General features: G+C 71.3%; 19 protein-coding genes. 18 read left to right on the plus strand and 1 reads right to left on the minus strand.

Going from position 1 to position 24,343, the window contains the following annotated elements; translation table 11 throughout:
* Positions 1–175 precede the first annotated feature (175 nt).
* The 15 genes from ABZ260_RS19300 (at position 176) to ABZ260_RS19370 (ending at position 18,406) form a co-directional block, all read left to right on the plus strand.
* Positions 176–2,008: a penicillin-binding protein 2 gene (locus ABZ260_RS19300; protein ID WP_355619175.1), complete on the plus strand. Its 1,833-nt coding sequence runs from the start codon at positions 176–178 to the stop codon at positions 2,006–2,008.
* A gap of 40 nt (positions 2,009–2,048) precedes the next feature.
* Positions 2,049–3,593: a UDP-N-acetylmuramoyl-L-alanyl-D-glutamate--2,6-diaminopimelate ligase gene (locus ABZ260_RS19305; protein ID WP_355550940.1), complete on the plus strand. Its 1,545-nt coding sequence runs from the start codon at positions 2,049–2,051 to the stop codon at positions 3,591–3,593.
* 12 nt (positions 3,594–3,605) lie between these two features.
* Positions 3,606–5,177, plus strand: coding sequence for a UDP-N-acetylmuramoyl-tripeptide--D-alanyl-D-alanine ligase (gene murF, locus ABZ260_RS19310; protein WP_355619178.1), 1,572 nt, complete (start codon positions 3,606–3,608; stop codon positions 5,175–5,177).
* Positions 5,174–6,232: a phospho-N-acetylmuramoyl-pentapeptide-transferase gene (gene mraY / locus ABZ260_RS19315; RefSeq protein WP_030909848.1), complete on the plus strand. Its 1,059-nt coding sequence runs from the start codon at positions 5,174–5,176 to the stop codon at positions 6,230–6,232. Before murF ends, mraY begins: the two co-directional genes overlap by 4 nt.
* A complete protein-coding gene (gene murD / locus ABZ260_RS19320; RefSeq protein ID WP_355619181.1) occupies positions 6,214–7,635 on the plus strand; it encodes a UDP-N-acetylmuramoyl-L-alanine--D-glutamate ligase in 1,422 nt (473 codons plus the stop codon). The genes mraY and murD overlap by 19 nt, the downstream gene beginning before the upstream one ends.
* On the plus strand, positions 7,632–8,912 hold the full coding sequence (gene ftsW, locus ABZ260_RS19325) for a putative lipid II flippase FtsW (protein WP_355619184.1): 1,281 nt from the start codon (positions 7,632–7,634) through the stop codon (positions 8,910–8,912). The genes murD and ftsW overlap by 4 nt, the downstream gene beginning before the upstream one ends.
* 14 nt (positions 8,913–8,926) lie before the next feature.
* Positions 8,927–10,015 (plus strand): undecaprenyldiphospho-muramoylpentapeptide beta-N-acetylglucosaminyltransferase, encoded by a 1,089-nt coding sequence (murG, locus tag ABZ260_RS19330; RefSeq protein ID WP_355619187.1) that lies wholly within the window; start codon positions 8,927–8,929, stop codon positions 10,013–10,015.
* A 116-nt stretch (positions 10,016–10,131) separates the two neighbouring features.
* Complete coding sequence (gene murC, locus ABZ260_RS19335; protein WP_355619190.1) at positions 10,132–11,538, plus strand: UDP-N-acetylmuramate--L-alanine ligase; 1,407 nt, start codon at positions 10,132–10,134, stop codon at positions 11,536–11,538.
* A gap of 34 nt (positions 11,539–11,572) precedes the next feature.
* A complete protein-coding gene (locus tag ABZ260_RS19340) occupies positions 11,573–12,247 on the plus strand; it encodes an FtsQ-type POTRA domain-containing protein (RefSeq protein WP_355619193.1) in 675 nt (224 codons plus the stop codon).
* 225 nt (positions 12,248–12,472) lie between these two features.
* Positions 12,473–13,840 (plus strand): cell division protein FtsZ, encoded by a 1,368-nt coding sequence (ftsZ, locus tag ABZ260_RS19345; protein WP_355619196.1) that lies wholly within the window; start codon positions 12,473–12,475, stop codon positions 13,838–13,840.
* A gap of 91 nt (positions 13,841–13,931) precedes the next feature.
* Complete coding sequence (locus ABZ260_RS19350) at positions 13,932–14,636, plus strand: YggS family pyridoxal phosphate-dependent enzyme (RefSeq protein ID WP_355619199.1); 705 nt, start codon at positions 13,932–13,934, stop codon at positions 14,634–14,636.
* Positions 14,637–14,755: 119 nt separating this feature from the next.
* Positions 14,756–15,259 (plus strand): cell division protein SepF, encoded by a 504-nt coding sequence (sepF, locus tag ABZ260_RS19355; protein ID WP_350924541.1) that lies wholly within the window; start codon positions 14,756–14,758, stop codon positions 15,257–15,259.
* An 82-nt stretch (positions 15,260–15,341) separates the two neighbouring features.
* Complete coding sequence (locus tag ABZ260_RS19360) at positions 15,342–15,629, plus strand: YggT family protein (protein ID WP_030909817.1); 288 nt, start codon at positions 15,342–15,344, stop codon at positions 15,627–15,629.
* A gap of 49 nt (positions 15,630–15,678) precedes the next feature.
* A complete protein-coding gene (locus ABZ260_RS19365; RefSeq protein WP_355619202.1) occupies positions 15,679–16,536 on the plus strand; it encodes a DivIVA domain-containing protein in 858 nt (285 codons plus the stop codon).
* A 43-nt stretch (positions 16,537–16,579) separates the two neighbouring features.
* A complete protein-coding gene (locus ABZ260_RS19370) occupies positions 16,580–18,406 on the plus strand; it encodes a hypothetical protein (protein WP_355619205.1) in 1,827 nt (608 codons plus the stop codon).
* A gap of 297 nt (positions 18,407–18,703) precedes the next feature.
* Here the strand turns inward: ABZ260_RS19370 and ileS are convergent, their stop codons facing one another.
* The gene (ileS, locus tag ABZ260_RS19375) at positions 18,704–21,862 is read right to left on the minus strand and encodes an isoleucine--tRNA ligase (protein ID WP_355619208.1); all 3,159 of its coding nucleotides are present in this window, start codon (positions 21,860–21,862) and stop codon (positions 18,704–18,706) included.
* Between the two features lie 459 nt (positions 21,863–22,321).
* Here ileS and ABZ260_RS19380 point away from each other — a divergent pair, with 459 nt between their 5' ends.
* From ABZ260_RS19380 to ABZ260_RS19390, 3 genes are read left to right on the plus strand one after another with little or no spacing between them, the layout of a single operon-like run.
* Positions 22,322–22,741: a TraR/DksA C4-type zinc finger protein gene (locus tag ABZ260_RS19380; protein ID WP_343980722.1), complete on the plus strand. Its 420-nt coding sequence runs from the start codon at positions 22,322–22,324 to the stop codon at positions 22,739–22,741.
* The gene (locus ABZ260_RS19385; protein WP_355550916.1) at positions 22,705–23,331 is read left to right on the plus strand and encodes a signal peptidase II; all 627 of its coding nucleotides are present in this window, start codon (positions 22,705–22,707) and stop codon (positions 23,329–23,331) included. The genes ABZ260_RS19380 and ABZ260_RS19385 overlap by 37 nt, the downstream gene beginning before the upstream one ends.
* Positions 23,324–24,253, plus strand: a complete 930-nt coding sequence (locus ABZ260_RS19390; protein WP_355619212.1) for an RluA family pseudouridine synthase — start codon at positions 23,324–23,326, stop codon at positions 24,251–24,253. Before ABZ260_RS19385 ends, ABZ260_RS19390 begins: the two co-directional genes overlap by 8 nt.
* Positions 24,254–24,343 lie beyond the last annotated feature (90 nt).

Below are 24,343 nucleotides of genomic sequence, written 5' to 3' on the forward strand. Positions count from 1 at the left end.
CCGATGTCGGAGGCGTAGCGCAGCCCGCCCTTGGCGAGACCGCCGGTGACGGAGACGTGTCCGCCGATGGAGGAGAGAGGCGCCGCGCAGGCCCACCGGTTCCGAGACCGCGCGTGGACCGGTGCGGTCCGCACGGCCCCAGGAGTCACCGGGCCCGCCGGGCCGGGCGAGGCCCGTGCCGAGGCGCGGGGACGAGCGGCCCCAGGAGCAGGAGTACACGCGCGCGATGGGACGCGGCGGCGGCAGGCCACCGCGGCCTCCGGCGCGCCCGTCCGCGGTGCTGCGCCTGGGCAACCCCCGCAGGCGGATCGGCATCGGCCTGATGGCGATGACCTTCGTGCTGTCCATCTTCGCGGGGCGGCTCATCCAGCTTCAGGGCCTCGACTCGAAGGTCTACACCGCCGAGGCGGCCAAGCAGCGCGTACAGGGTGAGAAGCTGCCCGCGAGAAGGGGCTCGATCACCGACGTCAACGGACACGAGCTCGCGCTGACCCTGGAGGCGCGCGAGATCTTCGTGGACCCCTCGCAGGTGGTCGCCGCGCAGCGCGACCGGGTGGCCACGGTCCTGGCCAAGGAGTTGAACGAGGCCAAGGATCCGATCGCCGCCAAGCTGGCCGACGGCACCAGCCACTACGAGCAGATCGCCGCCGCCGTCGATCCCGCGCTCGCCCAGCGGATCATGGCGTACGAGTTCAAGGGCGTCGGCAGCAAGCACCGCTACCGGCGTGACTACCCGGGCGGCGACCTGGCGGGCAGCCTGCTGGGTTTCGTCGGCACCGACGGCACGGGACTGGCCGGGCTGGAGAGCACCTACGACAAGCTGCTCGCGGGCCGGGACGGCGAGCAGATCATCGAGACGGGCGCCAAGGGGCAGCGCATCCCGATGACCCGCAGCACCCTGCGGGCGCCGGTCGAGGGCAGGGACGTGCGGCTGACCATCAACCGCGACGTCCAGTGGGCCGCGCAGAAGGCGATCAGCGAGCAGGTCAAGGCCACCGGGTCGCGCACCGGCAGCGCCATCGTGCTGGACGTGCCGACCGGTCAGGTGATCGCCATGGCGAACGCACCGGAGCTCGACCTGAGGAACTGGAAGGACTCCCCGGTGGAGGACCGGGTCAACCGGTCGGTCACGGACGTGTTCGAACCGGGCAGCACCAACAAGGTCATCACCGCCGCGGCGGCGCTGGAGTCGGGGGCCGTGCGGCCGGACACCCTGTTCACCGTCCCCGACCAGATCAGGTGTGCCGACCGGGTGCTGAAGGACTCCCACCCGCACGCCACCGAGCGCCTGACCTTCTCGGGCGTCGTGGCGACCTCCAGCAACGTGGGCACGATCCTGGCCACCCAGAAGATCGGCGACGAGAAGCTCCACTCGATGCTCCAGCGCTTCGGTTTCGGCGCGAAACCCGGCACCGGGCTGCCGGGGGAGGAGGCTGGGCTCCTGCCCGACTGGAAGGACTGGTCGGGCAGCCAGCGCTGCACGATCGCCTACGGCCAGGGCATCTCGGTGACCGCGATCCAGACGGCGAGCGTCTACCAGACCATCGCCAACGGCGGGGTGCGCGTCACCCCGCAGATCGTGGCCGGTACGACCGGCGAGAACGGCGCGTTCACGCCGTCCGCGCCGGGTGAGCGGACCCGGGTGGTCAGTGAGCGTACGGCGCGGGAGATCGCCGCCATGCTGGAGGCCGCCGTGAGCGAGGAGGGCACCGGCAACCTCGCCGCGATCGACGGCTACCGGGTGGCGGGCAAGACGGGCACCGCGATGCGCTATGACACCAGATGCCAGGGCTACTGCGGATATACCGCGACGTTCGTTGGTTTTGCTCCCGTGGACAAGCCCCGCCTGGTCGTCCTGGCGGTGCTCCAGGATCCCCAGCAGGGTCACTACGGTGGGGAGATCGCCGCCCCGGTCTTCAAGCAGCTGATGACGTTCGCGTTGAAGAGCGGGAAGATTCCCCCGACCGGAACCCGGCCCTCCCCGGTGCGGATACGCGCAGGGAGGTGACGAGTGAAGGTACGCTCTCGCCGTGCATCCCCCGTCGTCCATGCGACCCTCAACCAGTTCACCCCGTCCGCTCTCCGGGCTGGCGAGCCTCATCGGCGCGCCCTCGGGCACGTCACGAGCGCCGCTGGCCGCGGTGTCCGGGATCACCATCGACTCACGCCAGGTGTGTCGTGGAGATCTCTACGTCGCGCTGCCGGGGGCCACGGCCCACGGGGCCGACTTCTCCGCGCAGGCCCTCGCCGCGGGTGCCGCCGCGATCCTGACCGACGAGGCGGGCAGGCAGGCCGCGGTCGCGACCGGCCTGCCGGTCCTCGTCGTGCCCAACCCGCGCCGCCTGCTGGGACAGGTCTCCGCCTGGGTGTACGGCAATCCCGCGGCGGACGTGATGGTCATCGGCGTCACCGGCACCAGTGGCAAGTCCACCACCACTTTCCTGCTGGAGGCCGGACTACGGGCCGCAGGACACCGGCCGGGGCTGATCGGGGGCGTGGAGATCCACGTCGGTGAGCTGCGTTTCGCGCCGAAGCTCACCACGCCGGAGGCCAGCGACCTGCAGGGCCTGTTCGCCCTGATGCGCGAGCAGGGCGTCACCGCCGCGGCCATGGAGGTCTCCAGCCACGCGCTGGCGCTGGGCCGGGTCGACGAGGTGTCCTACGACGTGGCGCTGTTCACCAACCTGTCGCAGGACCACCTCGACTTCCACCGGGATCTCGACGACTACTTCGCGACGAAGGCCCGGTTGTTCACCCCCGAGATGAGCAGGGTGGGCGTCGTCAACATCGACGACGCCCACGGGCGGGAACTCCTCGGCACCGCGAAGATCCCGATGACCACCTTCTCCGCCGAGGGCGCCGTGGAGGCCGACTGGCGGGCCGTGGACGTGCGGCTGGGACCCGAGGGCAGCAGCTTCAAGATCGTGGGCCCCGGCGGTGTCGAGGAGGCCGCGACGATCGCCCTGCCCGGCCCCTTCAACGTGGCCAACGCCCTGGGCGCCGTCGTCGCACTGGTGGAGGCCGGTGTGCCGCTGCGAACCGCGGTGGCGGGCATAGGTACGCTGGCAGGAGTTCCGGGCCGGATGGAGCGGGTTCCCGGCGGGGAGGACTTCCAGGCCATCGTCGACTACTCGCACAAGCCCGGCGCGGTCGAGTCGGTCCTGTGCTCGCTGCGCGAGGTCACCGCGGGCAGGCTCATTGTGGTCCTTGGCTGCGGGGGTGACCGTGACCGTGGTAAACGCCCAATGATGGGAGAAGCCGCCGCAAGGCTGGCAGATGTGGCTATTCTCACCAGCGACAACCCCCGCTCTGAGGATCCCCTGCGGATCCTCGCGGAGATGATGGACGGAGTTCTCGGTGTGTCCCAGGACGGACGCGCACATGTGATCATTGAGCCTGATCGTGCCGCGGCCATCGACCTGGCCATTGGCCGGGCGGGTTTCGGTGACGTCGTCGTCGTGGCCGGCAAGGGTCACGAGCAGGGCCAGTACATCGGCGACCAGGTGCTTCCTTTCGATGACAGGCAGGTCGTGGCCGACGCGATCGTCAGGCGCCGGAACCGCACCGGGCGCCGAAGCACGTATGGAGAGTAGGGAAGACGCATCATGATCCCGTTGCCGCTGGCCAGAATCGCCGAGATCACCTCGGGGGCCCTCGCGGGCATGGCCGACCCACGCGCGGTGGTGCGCGGCCCGGTCGTCATCGACTCCCGCGCCGTCGAACCGGGGTCGCTGTTCGTCGCGATCAAGGGTGACCGGGTCGACGGGCACGACTTCGCCGCCCAGGCCATCGAGGCCGGGGCGGTCGCCGTGCTGGCCTCCCGGCCCGTCGACGTCCCCGCCGTCATCGTCGGCGACACCGTGACGGCCATGACCGGCCTGGCCACCGCCGTCTGCGCCGAACTGCCGGCGACCACGGTCATCGGCATCACCGGTTCGGCGGGCAAGACCACCACCAAGGACCTGCTGGCCAGGCTCACCGCCAGGATCGGTCCAACGGTCGCCCCCGTCGAATCGTTCAACAACGAGATCGGCCACCCGCTGACCGTGCTGAAGGCCGACGAGGACACCCGCTACCTGGTGCTCGAGCTCAGTGCGCGCGAAGTCGGGCACATCACCCACCTGACCCGTATCGCCCCGCCGAGGATCGGCGTGGTCCTCAACGTCGGCACCGCCCACCTGGGCGTCTTCGGGGGCAAGGAGGAGATCGCCAGGGCCAAGGGCGAACTGGTCGAGGCGCTGCCCGCCGACGGCGTGGCCGTGCTCAACATCGACGACCCGCTGGTGGCCGCCATGGCCGGACGCACCGGTGCCCGCGTCACCTGGTACGGCCGGGCCTCAGGCGCCGACGTGCGGGCCGAGAACGTGACCGTCGACGACCGGGGGCGCGCCTCCTTCACGCTGCGCACCCCGTCCGGCGCCGCCCCGGTCGGCCTCCGCCTGTACGGCGAGCACGCGGTGGAGAACGCGCTGGCGGCCGCGGCGGCCGCCTACGAGCTCGGCCTGCCGGTCGCCACCATCGCCGAGGAGCTGTCGGAGGCCGAGCCCCGCAGCCGCTGGCGGATGGAGGTCACCGACCGCGAGGACGGGGTGACCGTGATCAACGACGCCTACAACGCCAACCCCGACTCCATGCGCGCCGCCTTCGGCGCCCTGGACGCGCTCGCGGGCGATCGCCGCCGCTTCGCGGTCATCGCCTCCCTACGCGAGCTGGGCGAGGACGGTCCCGCGCTCAACGAGGAGCTGGGCCGGCTGGCCGGGGGCGCGGGTCTCGTCGGCCTGTTCGTCGTCGGCCCCGACGCCGACCCGATCCTGGCCGGGGCGGAGGCCGCCGTACGGGAGGCCGCGGGCCGTGTACCGGCGGCCGGCGTCCCCGCCGCGTATGCCGGACCGACCTCGCACGCGGAGGCCTCGCGCGCCGTGGGCGGCCCGCCGGGCGTGGGAGAGCCGCCGGGCATCGGCTCGGCGGCCCGCCTCTCGCCCGTCGTCGCCTTCGGTGACGCCCCGGCGGCCGGCGTCCAGGGCGCCACCCGGGTCTCGCACGCCGCCGACGCGGCACAGGCGGGCGCGGAGCTGTCGGCGCTGCTGGCCCCCGGTGACGTCGTGCTCGTCAAGGGACCGCGCGCCGCGGGCCTCGAGCGGGTGGCCGCGGCGCTGCTCGGGGGTGAGCGCCGATGAGGGAGATCCTCGTCGCGGCGGCGATCAGCCTGCTGCTGTCCATGCTGGGCACGCCGCTGGCGATCCGGCTGTTCTCCCGGCGCGGCTACGGGCAGAGCATCAGGGAGGAGGGCCCCTCCGGCCACCACGACAAGCGCGGCACCCCCACCATGGGCGGCACCGTGATCGTGATCGCCGCGCTGGTCGGCTTCGCCTGCGCCCACCTCTACAGCTTCACGCCGCCCACGGTCTCCGCGGTCCTGGTGCTGTTCCTGATGACGGGCCTGGGCGCGGTCGGCTTCCTGGACGACTTCATCAAGATCTACAAGCAGCGCAGCCTGGGCCTGCGCAGCGGTGCCAAGGCGCTGGGCCAGCTCATCGTCGGCGCGGTCTTCGCGGTCCTGGTGACCCGTTTCCCCAACGCCTACCTGATCACCCCGGCCGAGACTCGCCTGTCGTTCCTGAGGGACTTCGGCCCCTCCATCGGGCTCATCGGGTTCATCATCTGGGTGCTGATCATGATCGTGGGCTTCTCCAACGCGGTGAACCTCACCGACGGTCTCGACGGCCTGGCCAGCGGTGCCACCGGTGTGGTGCTGGCCTCGTACGTGCTGATCGGCAACTGGCAGCTGCGCAACAGCTGCACCACCCAGCTCGGGCCCAACTGCTACTGGGTCCGCGACCCGCTGGACCTGGCCGTGGTCGCCGCGGCGGTGCTCGGCGCGCTGGTCGGCTTCCTGTGGTGGAACGCCCCACCCGCGAAGATCTTCATGGGTGACACCGGCTCGCTGGCCCTGGGCGGCGTGCTCGCCGGGTTGGCCATCACCACCAGGACCCAGCTCCTGCTGATCATCCTCGCCGGGATGTGCGTGCTGATCACCATGTCGGTGATCATCCAGGTGGGCTCCTTCAAGATGACCGGTAAACGGGTCTTCAGGATGGCCCCGCTCCAGCACCACTTCGAGCTGAAGGGCTGGGCCGAGACGACCATCGTGGTCCGCTTCTGGCTGATCGCCGCCCTGTGCGCGGCCGCCGGGCTGGGGATCTTCTACGTGGAATGGATGCCCAGGCTGTGAGTGGGAAAGGCCATGTGATCTGCGTCGCCGGGCTGGGGGTCTCGGGCACGGCCGTGGCCCGCACGATGGCCGCGAGGGGCGAGAAGGTGGTCGTCCTGGAGGGCAGGGACGGCGAGCGGGCCAGGGCGCTCGCGGGCGAGCTCGCCGAGCTCGGTGTCGAGGTCCGCTTCGGTGAGCCCGCGGAGCCCCCGGAGGGCACCTCGCTGATCGTCACCACGGGCTGGCCGCCGCACCACCCGCTGCTCGCCGCGGCCGCGGCGGCGGGGATCGAGGTGATCGGCGAGGTCGAGCTGGCCTGGCGGCTCCGCCCGGGCGGAGCCGCTCCCTGGCTGGCGCTGACCGGTACCAACGGCAAGACCACCGTGGTCCGGATGCTCACCTCGATGCTCCTGGCCGCCGGGCACCGGGCGCTCGCCGTCGGCAATGTCGGCACCCCGGTGGTGGAGGCGGTCGCCGGAGCCGGCGACGTGCTGGCGGTGGAGCTGTCCAGCTTCCAGCTGCACCGCTCGCCCAGCATCGCCCCGTACGCGGCCGCGGTGCTCAACGTGGCGCCGGACCACCTCGACTGGCACGGCTCCATGGAGGAGTACGCCCGGGTCAAGGGGGAGATCTTCGCCAGGGCCGGGATCGTCGTGTACAACGCCGATGACGAGTGGGCGACCCGTCTCGCCGCGCCGTACGAGGGCACGGCGGTACGCAGCGTGGGCTTCACCCTCGGCGTGCCCTCACCGGGCCGGCTCGGCGTGGTCGAGAACCTGCTGGTGGACCGGGCGTTCGTGGCCGATCCCGCGGCCAACGCGGAGGAACTCGCCTCGTTCGACGACGTCCGCCCGTTCGCGCCGCACAACGTGGCCAACGCGCTCGCCGCCGCGGCGCTGGCCAGGGCCTACGGGGTGAGCGCCGCCGCGGTGCGCGAGGGCCTGCTGGACTTCGTGCCCGACCCCCACCGGATCGCGCACGTGGCCAGGGTCGCCGAGGTCGACTACGTGGACGACTCCAAGGCCACCAACCCGCACGCCGCCGCTGCCTCGCTGGCCGCCTACCCGTCGATCGTCTGGGTGGCGGGCGGGCAGCTCAAGGGCGCGGACGTCGGCGAGCTGGTACGTTGCGCCGCGCCCCGCCTGCGCGGTGCGGTCCTCCTGGGCGCCGACCGCGAACGAATTCGCGAGGCTCTGGCGCGACACGCCGGGAATGTTCCGGTGGTGGAGGTGACCGGGCAAGACACTGGGGTCATGGACCGTGTCGTCACCGAAGCCGCCAGGCTCGCCGCCCCCGGAGACACCGTGCTGCTGGCCCCGGCCGGCGCCTCCTGGGACATGTTCTCCGGTTATCCCGCACGAGGGGAGGCGTTCGCCCGAGCCGTGCACCGTCTCGCCGCAGGGCACGACGGGGGACGGGCGTGAGCGCGACGGCGCAGGAGAGCGCCCCCCGGGGTCAGGACGGCTTCCGCGAGCACCTGCTCGCCTTCCGTGAGCTGCTCAACCGGCCGTTGACCTCGTACTACCTGATCCTGGGGTGCAGCGCCCTGCTGCTCGTCCTCGGCCTGATGATGGTGCTGTCGGCATCCAGCATCGAGGCGCTGCAGGAGAAGGGAGATCCCTTCTACTGGTTCTTCAAGCAGTCGGTCTCGGCCGGGATCGCCCTCCCGCTGATGTGGATCTGCGCCCAGCTGCCGCCCCGGTTCTTCAGACTCGCCGGCTACCCGCTGATGGCGCTGTCGATCCTCGGGCTGGTGCTGGTGCTGTTCGTCGGCACCTCCCAGCTCGGTGCCCAGCGCTGGATCGACCTCGGCCCCATCTACCTGCAGCCGTCCGAGCCCGCCAAGCTCGGGCTGACGATCTGGGGGGCCGACCTGCTGGCCCGCAGGGCGCGCAACGGCCTGATCGAGTGGCGCAGCCTGTTCATCCCGCTGATGCCGGGCACCGCGATCCTGGCCGTCATGGTCATGATGGGGCGCGACCTCGGCACCACGCTGGTGCTGATGATGATCTTCCTGTCGCTGCTCTGGGTGGTGGGCGCGCCGCTGAGGCTGTTCGGCGGGATCCTCGCGGTGGCGGTGCTCGCGACCATCGTCATGATCAGCACCGAGGGCTACCGCTCGGCACGGATCGCGGGTTGGCTCGACCCGTGGGGCAACGCCCAGGGGGCCGGCTTCCAGGCCGTGCAGGGGCAGATCGCGATGGGCAGCGGCGGCTGGTTCGGGCTGGGCCTGGGGTCCAGCAGGCAGAAGTGGAGCTGGATCCCGCACGCGGAGAGCGACTTCATCTTCTCCATCCTCGGCGAGGAGCTCGGACTGATGGGCACGCTCGTCGTGGTGGCCCTGTTCGGGCTGCTGGGTTACGCGGGGCTGCGGGTGGCCACCCGGGTCAAGGACCCGTTCGTCCGGCTCGCCTCCGCCGCCGCGGTCGCCTGGATCGCCGGTCAGGCGATCGTCAACATCGGCGCCGTCATCGGCGTGCTGCCCATCACCGGTATCCCGTTGCCGCTGGTCTCCTACGGTGGGTCGGCCCTGTTGCCCACCCTGGCCGCCCTCGGCATGCTCCTGTCGTTCGCCAAGCACGAACCCGGCGCCCGCGAGGCTCTCGCGGCCCATGGCCCCGGACCGGTGGCGCGGGGCCTAAGCTGGCTTGGCCTGGGTGGTCCGGCCAGGAAACGACGGCCGGGCCGTGGAAGACGATAAGCGAAAGGACCGACATGAGGGTGGTCCTCGCCGGCGGCGGGACGGCCGGTCATATCGAACCGGCGCTGGCTCTGGCCGACGCGCTGCGCCAACTCGACCCCAACATCGGGATCACCTGCCTCGGCACCGAGCGAGGTCTGGAGACCAGGCTGGTTCCGGCCAGGGGGTATGAACTGCAACTGGTGCCCGCGGTGCCGCTGCCCCGGACACTGACACCCCAGCTGCTGAGCGTGCCGGGCCGTCTGGCGGGCGCCATCAACGCGGCCGCCGCCATCATGGACCGGGTCCAGGCCGACGTCCTGGTCGGCTTCGGCGGCTATGTGGCGACCCCCGCCTACCTGGCGGCGCGGCGGCGCGGCGTGCCGATCGTGGTCCACGAGGCCAACCCGCGCCCCGGCCTGGCCAACCGGCTGGGCGCGCGCCTCACCGACCACGTGTTCACCGGTCACCCGGACACGCCGCTGAACCACGCCGAGTACATCGGCATCCCTCTGCGCCGTGAGATCGTCAACCTCGACCGGCTGTCCATGGGCGACAAGGCCAGGTCCTGGTTCGGTCTGGAGGCCGACCTGCCCACGCTGCTGGTCACCGGCGGCTCCCAGGGGGCCCGCTCGCTCAACCAGGCGGCCCTGGCCGCCGCCCCCGTGCTGCGCCGGGCCGGAGTGCAGGTGCTGCACGTCATCGGCCCGAAGAACACGCTGGAGGAGGAACCGCCGCCCGGCGACCCGCAGTACGTCGTGCTGCAGTATGTCGACCGGATGGACCTGGCCTACGCCGCCGCCGACTTCGCCCTGTGCCGCAGCGGCGCGATGACCTGCGCCGAGCTGACGGCGGTGGGCCTGCCGGCCGCGTACATCCCGCTGCCGCACGGCAACGGCGAGCAGCGGCTCAACGCCACGCCGATCGTGCAGGGCGGCGGTGGCCTGATGATCGACGACGCCGAGCTGTCAGCGGAGTGGATCATTCAGAACGTGCTGCCCATCCTGTCCGACCCCGAACGTGTGGTCACCATGTCCGAGGCGGCGTCTCAGATGGGCAGGAAGGACGCCGACGTGACGCTGGCGCACAGGGTGCTGCAGGTCGCGGTGCGAGGGAGAGGCTGAATGGGCGCGGAGCGGATCCGACGCGGTGAGCACGGGGCTGCCCGCGCTCGCCTCCGGCGAGAGGGCAGGGCGGGACGAGGGCGTCCGCGCGGCGAACGAGGAGGGGTGAGCGGCCGATGAGCCTGGTCAAGCTGGTGGATCCGGTTGCGGCCGGAGACCTGGGACGGGTCCACTTCATCGGGATCGGCGGTTCTGGGATGTCCGGAATCGCGCGCATCCTGCTTAAACGGGGCGTGCAGGTCTCGGGCAGCGACGCGCGAGGGTCGGACATGGCGACCGAGCTGCGGGAGCTGGGGGCCAGGGTTCACATCGGCCACGCCGCCTCGCACATCAAGCAGGTCGACACCGTCGTGGTCTCCACCGCGATCCGCGACTCCAACCCCGAGCTGGGCGAGGCGCTCCGCCAGGGCCTGCGGGTCATCCCCAGGGCCGCCGCGCTGGCCTCCGTCATGGCGGGCAGGACCGGCGTCGCGCTGGCCGGCACCCACGGCAAGACCACCACGACCTCGATGCTCACCGTGGCGCTGCAGAAGTGCGGCGCCGACCCCTCGTACTGTGTGGGCGGGCAGCTGGTGACGACGGGGCTGGGCGCCGACGAGGGCTCGGGCGGGGTGTTCGTCGCCGAGGCCGACGAGAGCGACGGCTCCTTTCTCATGCTGGCCCCCGACATCGCCGTGGTGACCAACGTCGAGCCGGACCATCTGGACAACTACGGTGACCCGCGTGCGGTTCACGATAGCTTCGCCCGGTTCGTGGAGCGGGTGGCCGACACCATGGTCGTCTGCGCCGACGATCCCGGCTCCGCCGCGCTGGTCCCGATCGCCCGCGCCCGCGGCCTGAAGGTGATCACGTACGGTGCGGCGGAGGACGCCGACCTGCGGGTGGGCGGGATCTCTCCCGAAGGGCTGGGCATCACCTTCACAGTCCACGGGCACGGGGAGGTCAGGCTCGCGGTCCCGGGCCGTCACAACGCGCTCAACGCGGCCGCGGTCATCGCGGTGGCGGGGGAGCTGGGTGTCTCCTTTGGTGAGATCCGTGATGGTCTGGCGGCCTTCACCGGCGCCAAGCGCCGTTTCGAGGCCAAGGGCGAGGCGGGCGGGGTGGCGGTCTTCGACAGCTACGCCCACCACCCGACCGAGCTGGCCGCCGACCTGCGCGCGGCGCGGGACGTGGTGGCGTCCTTCTCGGGAGACGGCAGGGTCATCGCGGTCTTCCAGCCGCACCTGTACTCGCGCACCAGGTTCTTCGCCGACGAGTTCGGCATCGCGCTCGGGCTGGCCGACGAGGCCATCGTCCTGGACGTCTACGGCGCCCGCGAGGATCCCGAGCCCGGCGTGTCGGGGGCGCTGGTGGCGGGCAAGGTGCCGCTGCCCGCGGAGCGGGTGGCCTACGCTCCCCAGCGGGACGGCGTGCCCGCCCTGGTCGCGAGCCTGGCCAGGCCGGGGGACATCGTCCTGACCATGGGCGCGGGCGACGTGACCGAGCTGGGGCCCAGGATCGTGGCGGAGCTGGCCGCGCGGTGACCCATGCCAGCGGGCGCGGGTCGCCGGAGGGGGAGTGGCATTGAACGGCGTGTGGCGGTCGGCCTTCCTGGCCCTGCTCACCGCGGGAGTGGTGGGCATCGCCGCGTGGCTGGTGTTCTTCTCCCCGGTGCTCGGGGTGCGGGAGATCCAGGTGGTGGGCAACGCGGGCCTGTCCACCGAGGAGATCCGGCGGGCGGCGCAGGTGGCCGGCGGCAAGCCCCTCGCCACGGTCGACCTGGCCGAGGTGGAGGACCGGATCGGCCAGATCACCCAGATCGAGTCGGTGACGGTCAGCCGCGCCTGGCCGGGGACCCTGCGAGTGAAGGTCGTGGAGCGCAGGCCGGTGGCGGTGGTGCCGGTCGGCGACAGGTCGGCGCTGATGGACCGGCACGGGATGGTCACCGAGGTCAAGGACGTCGCGCCCCCGACACTGCCGGTGCTGCGGGTGGCCCGGCCGGGGCCGGGCGACCCGGCGACCGCGGCGGCGCTCACGGTCATCGCCGCGCTGCCGGAGAATCTGGCCCGCCGGGTCGCGGAGGTGCTCGCACCGTCGGCTGAGACGGTCTCGCTGCGGCTGAAGGACGGCCGCGCGATCGTGTGGGGCGGCGGCGACCGTCCCGCGGACAAGGCCCGGATCCTTGTTACGCTGCTCAGACGTCCGGCCGACACCTATGACGTCAGTTCGCCTGACGTCGTGACGGTTAAGTGATCTCATCGGATGGCGGACGTTCCCGGAAAAGGACGGCCCGCGACACGCTGGACGTGCTTGCGGCGCGGTTAGTTGACCCGCCTGGAGCGTAACTCCTACTGTCCGTATCACTCCTCAGGTTGACATAAAGCTAAATCTCAACTTGAGGGTGAGGGTTTTGGAAACGACGGCACGGGCCCCGTGCCGCATGAAATTGCAAGTCAACGAGCGGAAAGGCCCCTCGTCGTGGCAGCACCGCAGAACTACCTCGCGGTCATCAAGGTTGTAGGAATCGGCGGAGGCGGAGTCAACGCCGTCAACCGGATGATCGAGGAGGGACTCAAGGGCGTCGAGTTCATCGCCATCAATACCGACGCCCAGGCGCTGCTGATGAGTGACGCCGACGTCAAGCTCGACGTCGGGCGCGAGCTCACTCGCGGCCTCGGCGCGGGAGCCAACCCCGAAGTCGGGCGCAAGGCGGCCGAGGACCACCGTGAGGAGATCGAAGAGGTCCTCAAGGGCGCCGACATGGTTTTCGTCACGGCCGGTGAGGGCGGTGGCACGGGCACCGGAGGCGCCCCGGTGGTGGCCAACATCGCCCGCACCCTGGGCGCGCTGACCATCGGTGTCGTGACCCGGCCCTTCAGCTTCGAGGGGCGGCGCAGGGCGATGCAGGCCGACGCCGGCATCGAGACCCTCCGCGAGGAGGTCGACACCCTCATCGTGATCCCGAACGACCGGCTGCTGTCGATCTCCGACCGGCAGGTGAGCGTGCTGGACGCCTTCAAGGCGGCGGACCAGGTGCTGCTCTCCGGTGTCCAGGGCATCACCGACCTGATCACCACGCCCGGACTGATCAACCTCGACTTCGCCGATGTGAAGTCGGTCATGTCCGGTGCCGGCTCGGCCCTGATGGGCATCGGCCACGCGCGCGGCGACGACCGTTCGGTCGCGGCGGCCGAGATGGCCGTGTCCAGCCCGCTGCTGGAGGCCAGCATCGACGGCGCGCACGGCGTGCTGCTCTCGATCGCCGGCGGCTCCGACCTCGGCCTGTTCGAGATCAACGAGGCGGCCCAGCTCGTCTCCACCGCCGCGGCGCCGGACGCCAACATCATCTTCGGTACGGTCATCGACGACGCCCTCGGCGACGAGGTGCGCGTCACCGTGATCGCGGCCGGCTTCGACGAGCCCGCTCCCGAGCCCAAGCAACTCCCGCAGCCGGCGTCCCGCCCGCAGCCCGCCTCGCGTCCCGCCCCGCCGCCCTCGGCGGCCGCCCCGGTCCGCCCGCTGGCGCCCACGGTCAAGGCGGAGCCCCGCCCTGAGCCCCGTCCGGAGCCCAGGGTGGAGCACCTGCCGCCCTCGCCGGTGCGGCAGGTCGTCACCCCGCCGGCGGAGCCGGCGCCCCAGCAGATCCACCCGGTACAGCCGGTGGAGCACTCCGAGCCGCACCGCGTGGAGGAGCCGCACTCCCCTCCGCTGTCGATCCCGCGCCCGGCCCCTGAGCCCTCGCAGCCGACGCCGATCTCCGCGAGGGTCACCGACCCCGCCCGGCGGCGACCGGTGATCTTCGAGGAGCAGGAAGAGGAACTGGACGTTCCCGACTTCCTGAAGTGACATCGCTCACGGTGGGGGTGGGTGCAGAGCCACCCGGCCGTGCCGGGAAGAATGGGCTCCGCCGGTTTGCCAGTGTCCGAGCGGCGGAGATGTGACGGAAACAACACGACGAGATGAGATCGCGGCCGGGCTGGCCCGGGTCGAGGCGGAGATCGCCGAAGCCTGCCGGGCCGCCGGCCGCAGCCGCGAGGAGCTGACGCTCATCGCGGTGAGCAAGACCTACCCCGCCTCCGACGTGCGGCTGCTGGCCGGACTCGGGATCGGTGACGTCGGGGAGAACCGCGACCAGGAGGCTTCGGCCAAGGCGCGAGAGTGCGCCGACCTCGGCCTGCGGTGGCACTTCGTCGGCCAGTTGCAGACCAACAAGGTCCGCTCGGTGGTCGGCTACGCGGACGTCGTCCACTCGGTCGACCGCCCGCGCCTGGTCACCGCCCTCAGCAGGGAGGCGCTCGGGGTGGGGCGCCGGATCACCTGCCTGGTACAGGTGGCGCTCGACGGTGACCCCGCCAGGGGCGGCGTGGTACCACAGCAGGCCGAGGCGCTGGCGGACGCCGTCGCCGGAGCGCCGGGGCTTGAGCTGGGCGGGGTGATGGCGGTCGCGCCGCTGGGGGAGGAGCCGGGCAGGGCGTTCGCGAGGCTGAGGGAGATCGCGCGGTCCGTCCAGGACGCCCACCCGGGCGCCGGCGTCATCTCGGCGGGGATGAGCGGGGATATGTCCCAGGCCATTGCCAACGGTGCGACACACCTGCGTGTTGGTACGGCGTTGCTCGGTCGCAGGAAGCCCTTCGTCAGGTAATGTCCCTTCAAGTGGACCTTGGCGTCCGCGTATCCGGATAGCGGTCGAACGGTGGTGAGCTCAGGGCGGTCGGGCTGGCCCCTCGGGCACATCGAAGTAAGACGGAGGAAGAAGTAGCGATGGCCGGCGCGATGCGCAAGATGGCGGTCTACCTCGGTCTTGTTGAGGACGACCGCTACGAGAGATACGACAGCTACCCCGACGACGAGTACGAGGAGTTCGACGACACGCGTCGGGAGGGCGACGAGCGTCCTGGCACGGTCCACGACCTCTCGGACGACACCGACCCAGGCGTGCCCGCTCCGAGGCCCGCGACGGCTGTCCTGGAGCGCCGCACGACCGATCTGGCGCGCATCACCACCCTTCATCCCCGCACGTACAACGAGGCGCGGACCATCGGTGAGCACTTCCGTGACGGCACTCCCGTCATCATGAACCTGACCGAGATGGTTGACAGTGACGCAAAGCGGCTCGTTGATTTCGCGGCAGGTCTCGTCTTTGGCCTACATGGCAGCATTGAACGTGTTACCAACAAGGTGTTCTTGTTGTCCCCAGCCAATGTCGAGGTGACCGCCGAGGACAAGGCTCGAATCGCGGAACGCGGATTCTTCAACCAGAGCTAGAGTTCCACTATGAACAGTGACCGGCCCGACAGGTCCCGATGGGACGAAGGACGGCAGAGCGGAGTGGAGGCGAGGACGGACCGTGGGGATCGTTAGCGGGATCTTGGTCTTCGTCCTGTCCATCTACCTCGTGCTGCTGATCGGCAGAATGATCTTTGAGACGGTGCAGGCGTTCGCACGTCAGTGGCGCCCCACAGGCATCGTCCTGGTGCTGGCGGAAGCCGTATACACGGTGACCGACCCACCTCTCAAGTTCCTCCGCCGTTTCATTCCACCACTCCGGTTGGGTACGGTGGCCTTTGACCTAAGCTTCACAGTGCTGTTCATTGTGGTCTTGGTCTTGATCCAACTCGTGTCCGCGCTTCGTTGATCGGGTACCGTCCCCCCGGACAGACTCCAAGCGCGCCAAGGAGACCGAAATGCCGCTGACTCCCGCCGATGTGCGGAACAAGCAATTCAGTACGACCCGCCTTCGGCCGGGTTACGACGAGGAAGAGGTAGATGCCTTCCTCGATGAGGTCGAGTCCGAGTTGGACCGTCTCATTCAGGAGAACGAGGAGCTCCGCGCCAAGCTGGCGGAGTGCCTGCGGGGCAAGGTCCCCGGCGGGATGGGCATGGCCATGGCGCCCGCCCCCATCGCCGAGCCCAAGCCCGAGATGATGATGCAGCAGCCGGAGCCGATGCGCGCTCCCGAGCCGGTGCAGCATCAGCAGCCCGTTCCCGTCGGAATGGGAATGCCTCCGGCCGAGGACAACATGGACACCGCGGCCCGCGTGCTCGCCCTCGCGCAGCAGACCGCGGACCAGGCCATCGCCGACGCCCGCCGGGAGGCGGACGAGACGGTGACCCGGGCGCGCCGCGAGGCCGACGACATCCTCGGCAAGGCACGTCGCCAGGCCGAGCAGGTCATCGGTGACGCACGTGCCCGAGCCGAGACGCTGGAGCGCGACGCGCAGGAGCGGCACCGCCAGGCCATGGGCTCGCTGGTGCAGACCCGTGACGAGCTCGAGCGTAAGGTCGAGGAGCTCCGCAGCTTCGAGCGCGAGTACCGTAGCCGCCTGAAACTGTATCTGGAGAACCAGCTGGCCGAGCTCAACGTGGCTGCCGAGGGCAGTGGCGGGTTCCCGATCGTGAGCGGGCCTCCGGCCATGTCCCACGCGGTGGCCCAGGGTGGTCAGCCGACGCTCCAGGGCGCGCCCAACCCGTTCGGCGGCGACCCGTCGCAGCATTCGGGCGCCTTCCAGGGCGTTGACGGTCCTCACAACGACCGCCGCTAAGGTGTCGGGTCACCCCCTTTGACCCGCATCCGGGAGTCTTTCTGTGATCCTTATCAGCGCCGGTTTGGTACTCACGGCCATCGTCCTGCTCATCGTGGGGATCGTGCTGGCCAAACCGTTTCTGGTCATGTGGTCGATCGCGGTCAGCGTGCTGTCCGCCGTCTTCCTGGTGATCGGGGCGTTGTTGCGGCGCCACGAGCTGTTCCCCGGCGGGCAGGCCGGGGCCGCTCCGCCCCTTCCCGAGAAGGGACCGATGCCGGCCGGGTCCGTCCCCGCGCCGCACGGTGTGCCGAACCAGCCTCCCGTGCCACCGCACATGATGGCGCAGCACGGGATGCGGCAGCAGACGCCCGTGGCCCCGACCCAGCCGCGACGAGGCCCGGTGGCCGGGCCGGCCACCGCCACCGTCGCGAGGCGGGGCGCCCTGGACGCCGAGGCGATCGTGCTGGTCATCCCCGGCCGCAAGCGCTATCACGTCGCGGGGTGCCGCCAGCTGGCCGGCAGGGATCATGAGGAGCTCACCCACGAGGAGGCTCGTGAGGAGGGCTTCACGCCCTGTACCACCTGCCTGCCGGAACCCGCCGCCGGAAGCAGGCCGCACCAGACCCCGCCCGGGGTACGGGAGCCCGCCGAGCCCCTGAGCGCCTCCCCGGAGTCCGGCCCCGCAGGCAGCGCCGGTGAGCCCGGCCCGCACGAGGCCACCGCCAGGTTCACCGCCCCGTACCGTCCCGCGCGGCCCGCGGCCCCCGCCGGAGGGCAGCAGGCCCCCGGAGCACGGCCCGAGTCCCCGCCAAGGCCGGAGAACCCCGCGGCCAGGCGAGAGAGCGCCGTGTCCCGGCAGGAGCCACCGCGCTCCCCGCAGGAGCCCGTCGTCCCGGTCGCCCGGCCCTACATTCAGTCCGCCGAGCCGCAGGTACGGCCCCAGGAGCCGGTGAGTCCCCCGCTCCGCGCGGCGGAGTCCCCGACCCCCTCGGTGCCGATCCGGCTGCCGAAGGTCCCCGAGATCCCGCACGCCGAGTCCGAGGCCACCAGCTGGTTCAGCCGCGACATGGTCGCTCAGGCGTCCAAGCCGGAGACCCCGGTGGCTCCGGCCAGGCCCGAGCCCGAGGCGGCGGAGCCCGCCAAGCCCGGGCCGGGCGTGGGCGGCGCCTCCGAGAGCCGGGGAGAGGCGCCTGAGAGCGCCAAGCCGGAAACCGGCGAGGCCGAGCGCACCGGCCCCGGGAACGTCGAGCCCGAGGCCGCCGAGCCCGAGGCCGCCGCGTCCAAGGCCACGGCGTCCAAGGCCACGGCGTCCGAGCCGGCCGCGTCCGAGAGCGCCGTGTCCGGGGCCGCCAAGGCCGGGGCACAGGCCGAGGCCGAAGCCGGGCCCTCGGCGCCCGGGCCCCGCCCAGGGGCCGAGACCGCCGGGCGGGACTCCGCCCCGTCGGAGCCGTCCTCCTCGGGCAAGCCCGGAGCCGCCGGCTCAGGCTCCGCGGAGCCTGAGAGGCCCGAGGAGCCGGGCCCCCGAGAGGCATCGGATTCCGGGCGCCGGGCCACCGCCGATGGCACGACAGCTGAGCCGGTGGAGCCGGCCGAGACCGCACCCGGGCGCGCCGGGCAGGTAGCGGCCGACTCCACCTCGGCGGAGCCCGCAGCCGGTCCCTCTCCCGAGGACCGTGACGCCGAGGGCGCCCCCGGGGCCGAGAAGCAGAAGGCGGGTGACGGGACCGTCATGGTCATCATCGGCACCCGTCGCTTTCATGACCCCGCCTGCCCTCTGATCAAGGGTGCGGGCGACAGCGGCACCGAGGTCATCTCCCTGGTCGAGGCCGAGGGAGCCGGCCTGATCAACTGCTCGATCTGCCTGAACGATCACCGGGGCCAGAGCTGACACCTGGCGTGACCACCGCCCGCCTCGCTCACCGTTCACCACGAGGAGGCGGGCGTGTCGCGGTGCCCGTGGGACCGCCGTTGCCGCGCGGTGACGCTCCTCTCCGGGCCGCGACGGACGCCGAGCGCCACCTGAGGCGCCAGGCCGGCCGCCCCTTCCGTGCGGTGACGGTTCCTTCCGGGCCGCGACGGACGCGGAGCACCACCTGAGGCGCCGGGCCGGTCGCTCTCGGTGTGAACCGGAACGGCCGGGCTCTCCGGGAGCCCGGCCGTCCGGTGACGCCGGAACGCTCCGCCGTCAGGCCGTGGCCGTCGCGCGGCGGAGCTGGAAGGTCAGGCCCAGCTCGGCGTCGCTGTGGCTGGGAAGGCCGTCGGCGCCGCCCTCGGTGAGGGAGACGGCGAGGACCTCGTCGGCCACCGCACGGCCCTGGGTCCGCAGGGCCTCGGCCAGGTCGGCGTCACCGGTGGACCACCACACGTCGATCCGGTCGGAGATCGACAGGCCGGTGGACTTGCGGGTGTCCTGGAGCAGGCGGATGACGTCGCGGATCAGGCCAGAGCGGCGCAGCTCGTCGGTGATGGTCAGGTCGAGGGCGACGGTCTCGCCGGAGGCGGCCTCCACCGCCCAGCCGGACCTGGGCTGCTCGGTGACGATCACGTCGTCGACGCCGATCTCCACCGCTCCCAGCTCTCCCGCGTCGACCAGGACCGGCGAGCCGGTGCGGAGCGCGCGGGCGAGCTCCGCGGGCTCGGCGGCGGTGACGGCCGCGGCGACCAGCTTGGTCTGCGAGCCGAACCGCTTGCCAAGCGCCCGGAAGTTGGGCTTGACCGTGAAGGAGACCAGGTCCGCCCCGATCCCGGACAGGTCCTCCAGGCCCTTGACGTTGAGTTCGTCGGCGATCAGTTCGCGCAGCCCGGGCGGGAGCGTGGCCCAGCCGGGGGCGCCGACCAGGGCACGGCCGAGCGGCTGGCGGGTCTTCACCCCGCTGGAGGCGCGGGCCGAGCGGCCCAGCTCCACCAGGCGGCGGACCAGGGCCATCCGCTCCGACAGCTCCTCATCCAGCAGCTCGCCGTTGACCTCGGGCCAGCCGGCCAGGTGGACCGAGACGGGGGCGTCGGCGTCGCGGAGCACGTCCCAGACGTAGTCGGTGGTGAACGGCACCACCGGTGCCATCAGCCGGGTGACGGTCTCCAGGCACTCGTAGAGCGTGGCGAACGCCGCGGTGTCACCGGCCCAGAAGCGGCGGCGGGAGCGTCGCACGTACCAGTTGGACAGGTCGTCGAGGAACTCCGAGAGCCGCCGCCCGACGCGGGCGGTGTCGAAGACGTCCATCGACGCGGTGACCTCGGCCACCGTCCGGTGCAGCTCGGCGAGGGCCCAGCGGTCGATCAACGGGCGCTCGGCGTAGGCGGGAGCCTCGGCGAGCCTGGAGGGCGACCAGGACTCGGCGTTGGCGTACAGGGTGAAGAAGGAGGTGGTGTTCCAGTAGGTGAGCAGGACCTTGCGGACGATCTCCTCAAGGGCGCCGTGCCCGACCCTGCGGGCCGCCCACGGTGAGCCGGAGCAGGCCATGTACCAGCGCAGCGCGTCGGCGCCGTGCTGGTCCATCAGCGGCATCGGCTGGAGCACGTTGCCCAGGTGCTTGCTCATCTTGCGGCCGTCCTCGGCCAGGATCAGGCCGAGGCAGAGCACGTTCTCGTACGAGGACCGGTCGAAGACGAGCGTGCCGACCGCCATCAGCGAGTAGAACCAGCCGCGGGTCTGGTCGGTGGCCTCGCAGATGAACTGCGCCGGGTAGGCCTTCTCGAGCATCTCCTCGTTGCGGTACGGCGCCCCCCACTGGGCGAACGGCATCGAGCCCGAGTCGTACCAGGCGTCGATCACGTCGGGCACCCGCCGGGCCTCGGCCCCGCAGGTGGGGCAGGGCAGTGTGACGTCGTCCACGTAGGGGCGGTGCGGGTCGAGCGCGGAGACGTCCTGGCCGGACAGCCGGCTCAGCTCCTCCAGCGAGCCGACGCACGTGACGTGCGACTCGTCGGCGGTGCAGATCCACAGCGGCAGCGGGGTGCCCCAGTAACGCGAGCGCGACAGCGACCAGTCGACGTTGTTGCGCAGCCACTCGCCGAAGCGGCCCCACTTGATCGTCTCGGGATACCAGTTGGTCTTCTCGTTCTCGGCGAGGAGCCGGTCCTTGATCGCGGTGGTGCGGATGTACCAGGCGGGCAGGGCGTAGTAGAGCAGCGCGGTGTGGCAGCGCCAGCAGTGCGGGTAGCTGTGCTCGAAGTGGCTGCCCCGGTAGAGCAGGCCGCGCGCCCGTAGGTCGGCGGTGAGCCCCTCGTCGGCGTCCTTGAAGAACTGGCCCCCGACCTGGGGCACGCTGTCGAGGAACCGGCCGTCGGGGCCGATCGGGTTGACCACGGGCAGCCCGTACCGCTTGCAGGTCGTCATGTCGTCGGCGCCGAAGGCGGGTGCCTGGTGAACCAGGCCGGTACCGTCCTCGGTGGTGACGTAGTAGCCGAGCACCACGTAGTGCGCGCCGGGGATGTCGACCAGGTCGAAGGGGCGCGAGTAGGTGGTGTGCTCCAGGTCGGCGCCCTGGAAGGAGGCCAGGACCTCGGCCCCCTCGCCCAGCGCGGAGACGACCAGCGGCTCGGCCACCACCAGGACCTCGTCGGACCCCGCGGGGCGTGCCGCGACGTAGGTCACGTCGGGGTGCAGGGCCACAGCGGTGTTGGAGACCAGCGTCCAGGGCGTGGTGGTCCAGATCAGCAGCGAGGCGCCGAGGTCGGCCAGCGGTCCCGAGGTGGCGGGCATGCGGACGTAGACCGACGGGCTGGTGACGGTCTCGTAGCCGCCGGGCTGGCCCAGCTCGTGGTCGGACAGGCCGGTGCCGCAGCGGGGACAGTACGGGGTGATGCGGAAGTCGCGGGAGAGCAGGTCCTTGTCGAAGATGACCTTGAGCGACCACCAGACGGACTCCACGTAGGCCGGGTCCATCGTGCGGTAGGCCTGGGACAGGTCGATCCAGTACCCCATCCGCTCGGTCATCTCCTCGAAGGCGTCCACATGCCGCAGCACCGACTCGCGGCACTTGGCGTTGAACTCGGCAACGCCGTACGCCTCGATGTCCTTCTTGCCGGAGAGACCGAGGGATTTCTCGACGGCGACCTCGACGGGTAGCCCGTGGCAGTCCCAGCCCGCCTTACGGGGCACGCTGTAGCCCCGCATCGACTTGTAGCGGGGGAAGACGTCCTTGAAGACGCGGGCCTCGACGTGGTGGACGCCCGGCATGCCGTTGGCGGTGGGCGGGCCCTCGTAGAAGACCCAGGTGGGGCCGCCGGTGTTCTGCTCGACCGAGCGCTCGAAGATCTTGCCGTCCCGCCAGCGGTCGAGCACCTCGTGCTCAAGCGCGGGAAGATCGACCTGCGCAGGAAGAGAGCGGAAATAGGCGGACATGATGGGCTGGACCTCCACGCTGGAATCGGCTGTGGCGTGGAGGGACGAGGCTGTTGGGGCCCCGCGGTACCACCCTCCTTGGCCTTCGCGTGCGAGAAGGCCCTCTTCCTTTGGCCTGCTGCCGGGTCTACTGGGCCGTCACGGCCGTTCTTCCGGCGGCTCCGGGGTGATCTTCCCTCAGCGCCTCGCCCCGGGCTCGCACCGTCCCCGGGTCGCTCGTGCGAGGGGGTGCGGAGGTTGCTGTCCCCATCAACGCCGTGCAGGCTCACACGATAACGCACCCGCCTGCCGGAAGCTTCCCCATATCAGAGGCGGCTGGGGGGAATCAGGGGGAAGCGACCGGATGTTACTGGATTGGCAAACATTGCGGCGGGTCGTTTGTCGTTCTGTTATGAGGGACCTAAGCTGCCCGCACCGTTTACCACATTGGATACGGTCCGATCTAGCAAGGAGGTCGCCATGGCCGCGACCGTGCGCGCAGACAACAGCGCGGCAGCGCCGTCATCCGACGGTGCCGTCGTCACCTGGTCGGCCGAGGAACTCGCGGAGGTCCGCGGGCGACTGGTCGCGGAGAGCCGCGAGCTCACCAAGGAGATCGCCAAGGCCGAGATCGAGATCGCGTCAAGCGACGTTACCGACGGTGCGGGCGACGACCAGGCCGACGCCGGAGCGCGGACGTATGAACGTGAGCGCGAAATCGCCCTTACCCTGAACTCGCGCGACCTGGTCGCGCAGAACGAGCGAGCGATCGCCCGGATCGACGCGGGGACCTACGGAGTGTGCGAATCGTGCCATCAGCCGATCGGAAAGGAGCGCCTTCAGGCGTTTCCGAGGGCGACGCTGTGCGTGGCCTGCAAGCAGCGGGAGGAGCGCCGCTGACCGGCGACACCGAGAACGGGGCGGCCCCCGCCGCCCCGCTCGCGGCGCGGCGGATCGCCGTGCTCGCGGTGATCGTCCCCATCGTCTACGCCCTCGACCTCGCCACGAAGACCCTCGTACTGAAGACCCTGGAGGGCAGGGAACCCATCGTGGTCATCCCCGGTGTGCTCCAGTTCCGGGTGATCTTCAATTCCGGGGCCGCCTTCGGCCTCGGCACCGGGATGACGATCGTCTTCACCTGTGTCGCGGCCGCCGTCGTGGTGGCGATCCTGCGTACCGCGCGCAACCTGCGCAGCCTGCCCTGGGCGATCACGCTGAGCCTGCTGCTCGGCGGGGCGCTCGGCAACCTCACCGACCGGATCTTCCGCTGGCCCTCGGGCTTCGGCTCCGGCAGGCCCGCACCGCTGCAGGGACACGTGGTCGACTTCGTGGAGACCTTCCCCGGCCACTTCCCGGTCTGGAACATCGCCGACTCGGCGATCGTCTGCGGCGGCATCCTGGCGGTCTTCCTCGCCTGGCGGGGCTACCAGATCGACGGCACGCGCGACACGGGAGCCGAGAAGGAAGCGAAGGAGAACGGCAATGGCTGACCGGCGGAGTCTCCCCGTCCCCGACGGGCTGGAGGGCGAGCGTCTCGACGCCGCCCTGTCGCGCCTGTTCGGCCTCTCCCGCACCCGGGCGGCCGAGCTGATCGTCGCCGGTGACGTGCTGGTGGACGGCTCGACCGCGGCCAAGTCCGACCGGCTCCACGGGGGCGCCTGGCTGGAGGTCACCCTCCCGCCGCCGCCCACCGCGCCGATGCCGGTGGCGGAACCCGTGCCCGGCATGCACATCGTGTACGAGGACGACGACATCGTCGTCGTCAACAAGCCCGTCGGCGTGGCCGCCCATCCGACCACCGGCTGGACCGGACCCACCGTGATCGGCGGCCTGCTCGGCGCCGGCCACCGGGTGGCCACCAGCGGCGCGGCCGAGCGCCAGGGCATCGTGCACCGGCTGGACGCCAACACCACCGGCGCGATGGTCGTCGCCAAGAGCGAGCAGGCCTACTCCCACCTGAAGCGGGCCTTCAAGGAGCGCACCGTCGACAAGCGCTACCACGCGCTGGTCCAGGGCCACCCCGACCCGCACCGCGGCACCGTGGACGCGCCGATCGACCGCCATCCCGTCGGGGACGGCCGCTGGGCGGTCGTGGCGGGGGGCAAGGAGTCGGTCACCCACTACGACACGATCGAGGCGTTCCGCGCGGCGTCGCTGCTGGACATCAAGCTGGAGACGGGCCGGACCCACCAGATCCGGGTCCACATGTCGGCGCTGCGCCACCCGTGCGTCGGCGACATGCTGTACGGGGCCGACCCGACCCTGGCCGCGCGGCTGGGAGTGAGCCGGCAGTGGCTGCACGCGGTCTCCCTGGCCTTCGAGCATCCCACCACCGGCGAGTGGGTCTCCTTCACCACCGCCTACCCCGACGACCTGGCCCACGCCCTGAAGGTCGTCGCCGCCGAGTCCTAGGCCCTGTCCTGCGGATCTTTTGCCTACTGCGGTCGGTCAGGCGGCGCCTCGCCGCGTTGTCGTCGGTCACCGCAGCACGCTGCGGCTCCC

Origin of the sequence: Streptosporangium sp. NPDC006013 (assembly GCF_040614275.1) — a bacterium.
Classification (GTDB): domain Bacteria; phylum Actinomycetota; class Actinomycetes; order Streptosporangiales; family Streptosporangiaceae; genus Streptosporangium.

Excerpts from the sequence above, each read along its gene's own strand:
- ABZ260_RS19305 (WP_355550940.1), top strand. The coding sequence starts at position 2,049 with ATGCGACCCTCAACCAGTTCACCCCGTCCGCTCTCCGGGCTGGCGAGC.
- murF (WP_355619178.1), top strand. The coding sequence starts at position 3,606 with ATGATCCCGTTGCCGCTGGCCAGAATCGCCGAGATCACCTCGGGGGCC.
- mraY (WP_030909848.1), top strand. The coding sequence starts at position 5,174 with ATGAGGGAGATCCTCGTCGCGGCGGCGATCAGCCTGCTGCTGTCCATG.
- murD (WP_355619181.1), top strand. The coding sequence starts at position 6,214 with ATGGATGCCCAGGCTGTGAGTGGGAAAGGCCATGTGATCTGCGTCGCC.
- murG (WP_355619187.1), top strand. The coding sequence starts at position 8,927 with ATGAGGGTGGTCCTCGCCGGCGGCGGGACGGCCGGTCATATCGAACCG.
- murC (WP_355619190.1), top strand. The coding sequence starts at position 10,132 with ATGAGCCTGGTCAAGCTGGTGGATCCGGTTGCGGCCGGAGACCTGGGA.
- sepF (WP_350924541.1), top strand. The coding sequence starts at position 14,756 with ATGGCCGGCGCGATGCGCAAGATGGCGGTCTACCTCGGTCTTGTTGAG.
- ABZ260_RS19365 (WP_355619202.1), top strand. The coding sequence starts at position 15,679 with ATGCCGCTGACTCCCGCCGATGTGCGGAACAAGCAATTCAGTACGACC.
- ileS (WP_355619208.1), bottom strand. The coding sequence starts at position 21,862 with ATGTCCGCCTATTTCCGCTCTCTTCCTGCGCAGGTCGATCTTCCCGCG.
- ABZ260_RS19380 (WP_343980722.1), top strand. The coding sequence starts at position 22,322 with ATGGCCGCGACCGTGCGCGCAGACAACAGCGCGGCAGCGCCGTCATCC.
- ABZ260_RS19390 (WP_355619212.1), top strand. The coding sequence starts at position 23,324 with ATGGCTGACCGGCGGAGTCTCCCCGTCCCCGACGGGCTGGAGGGCGAG.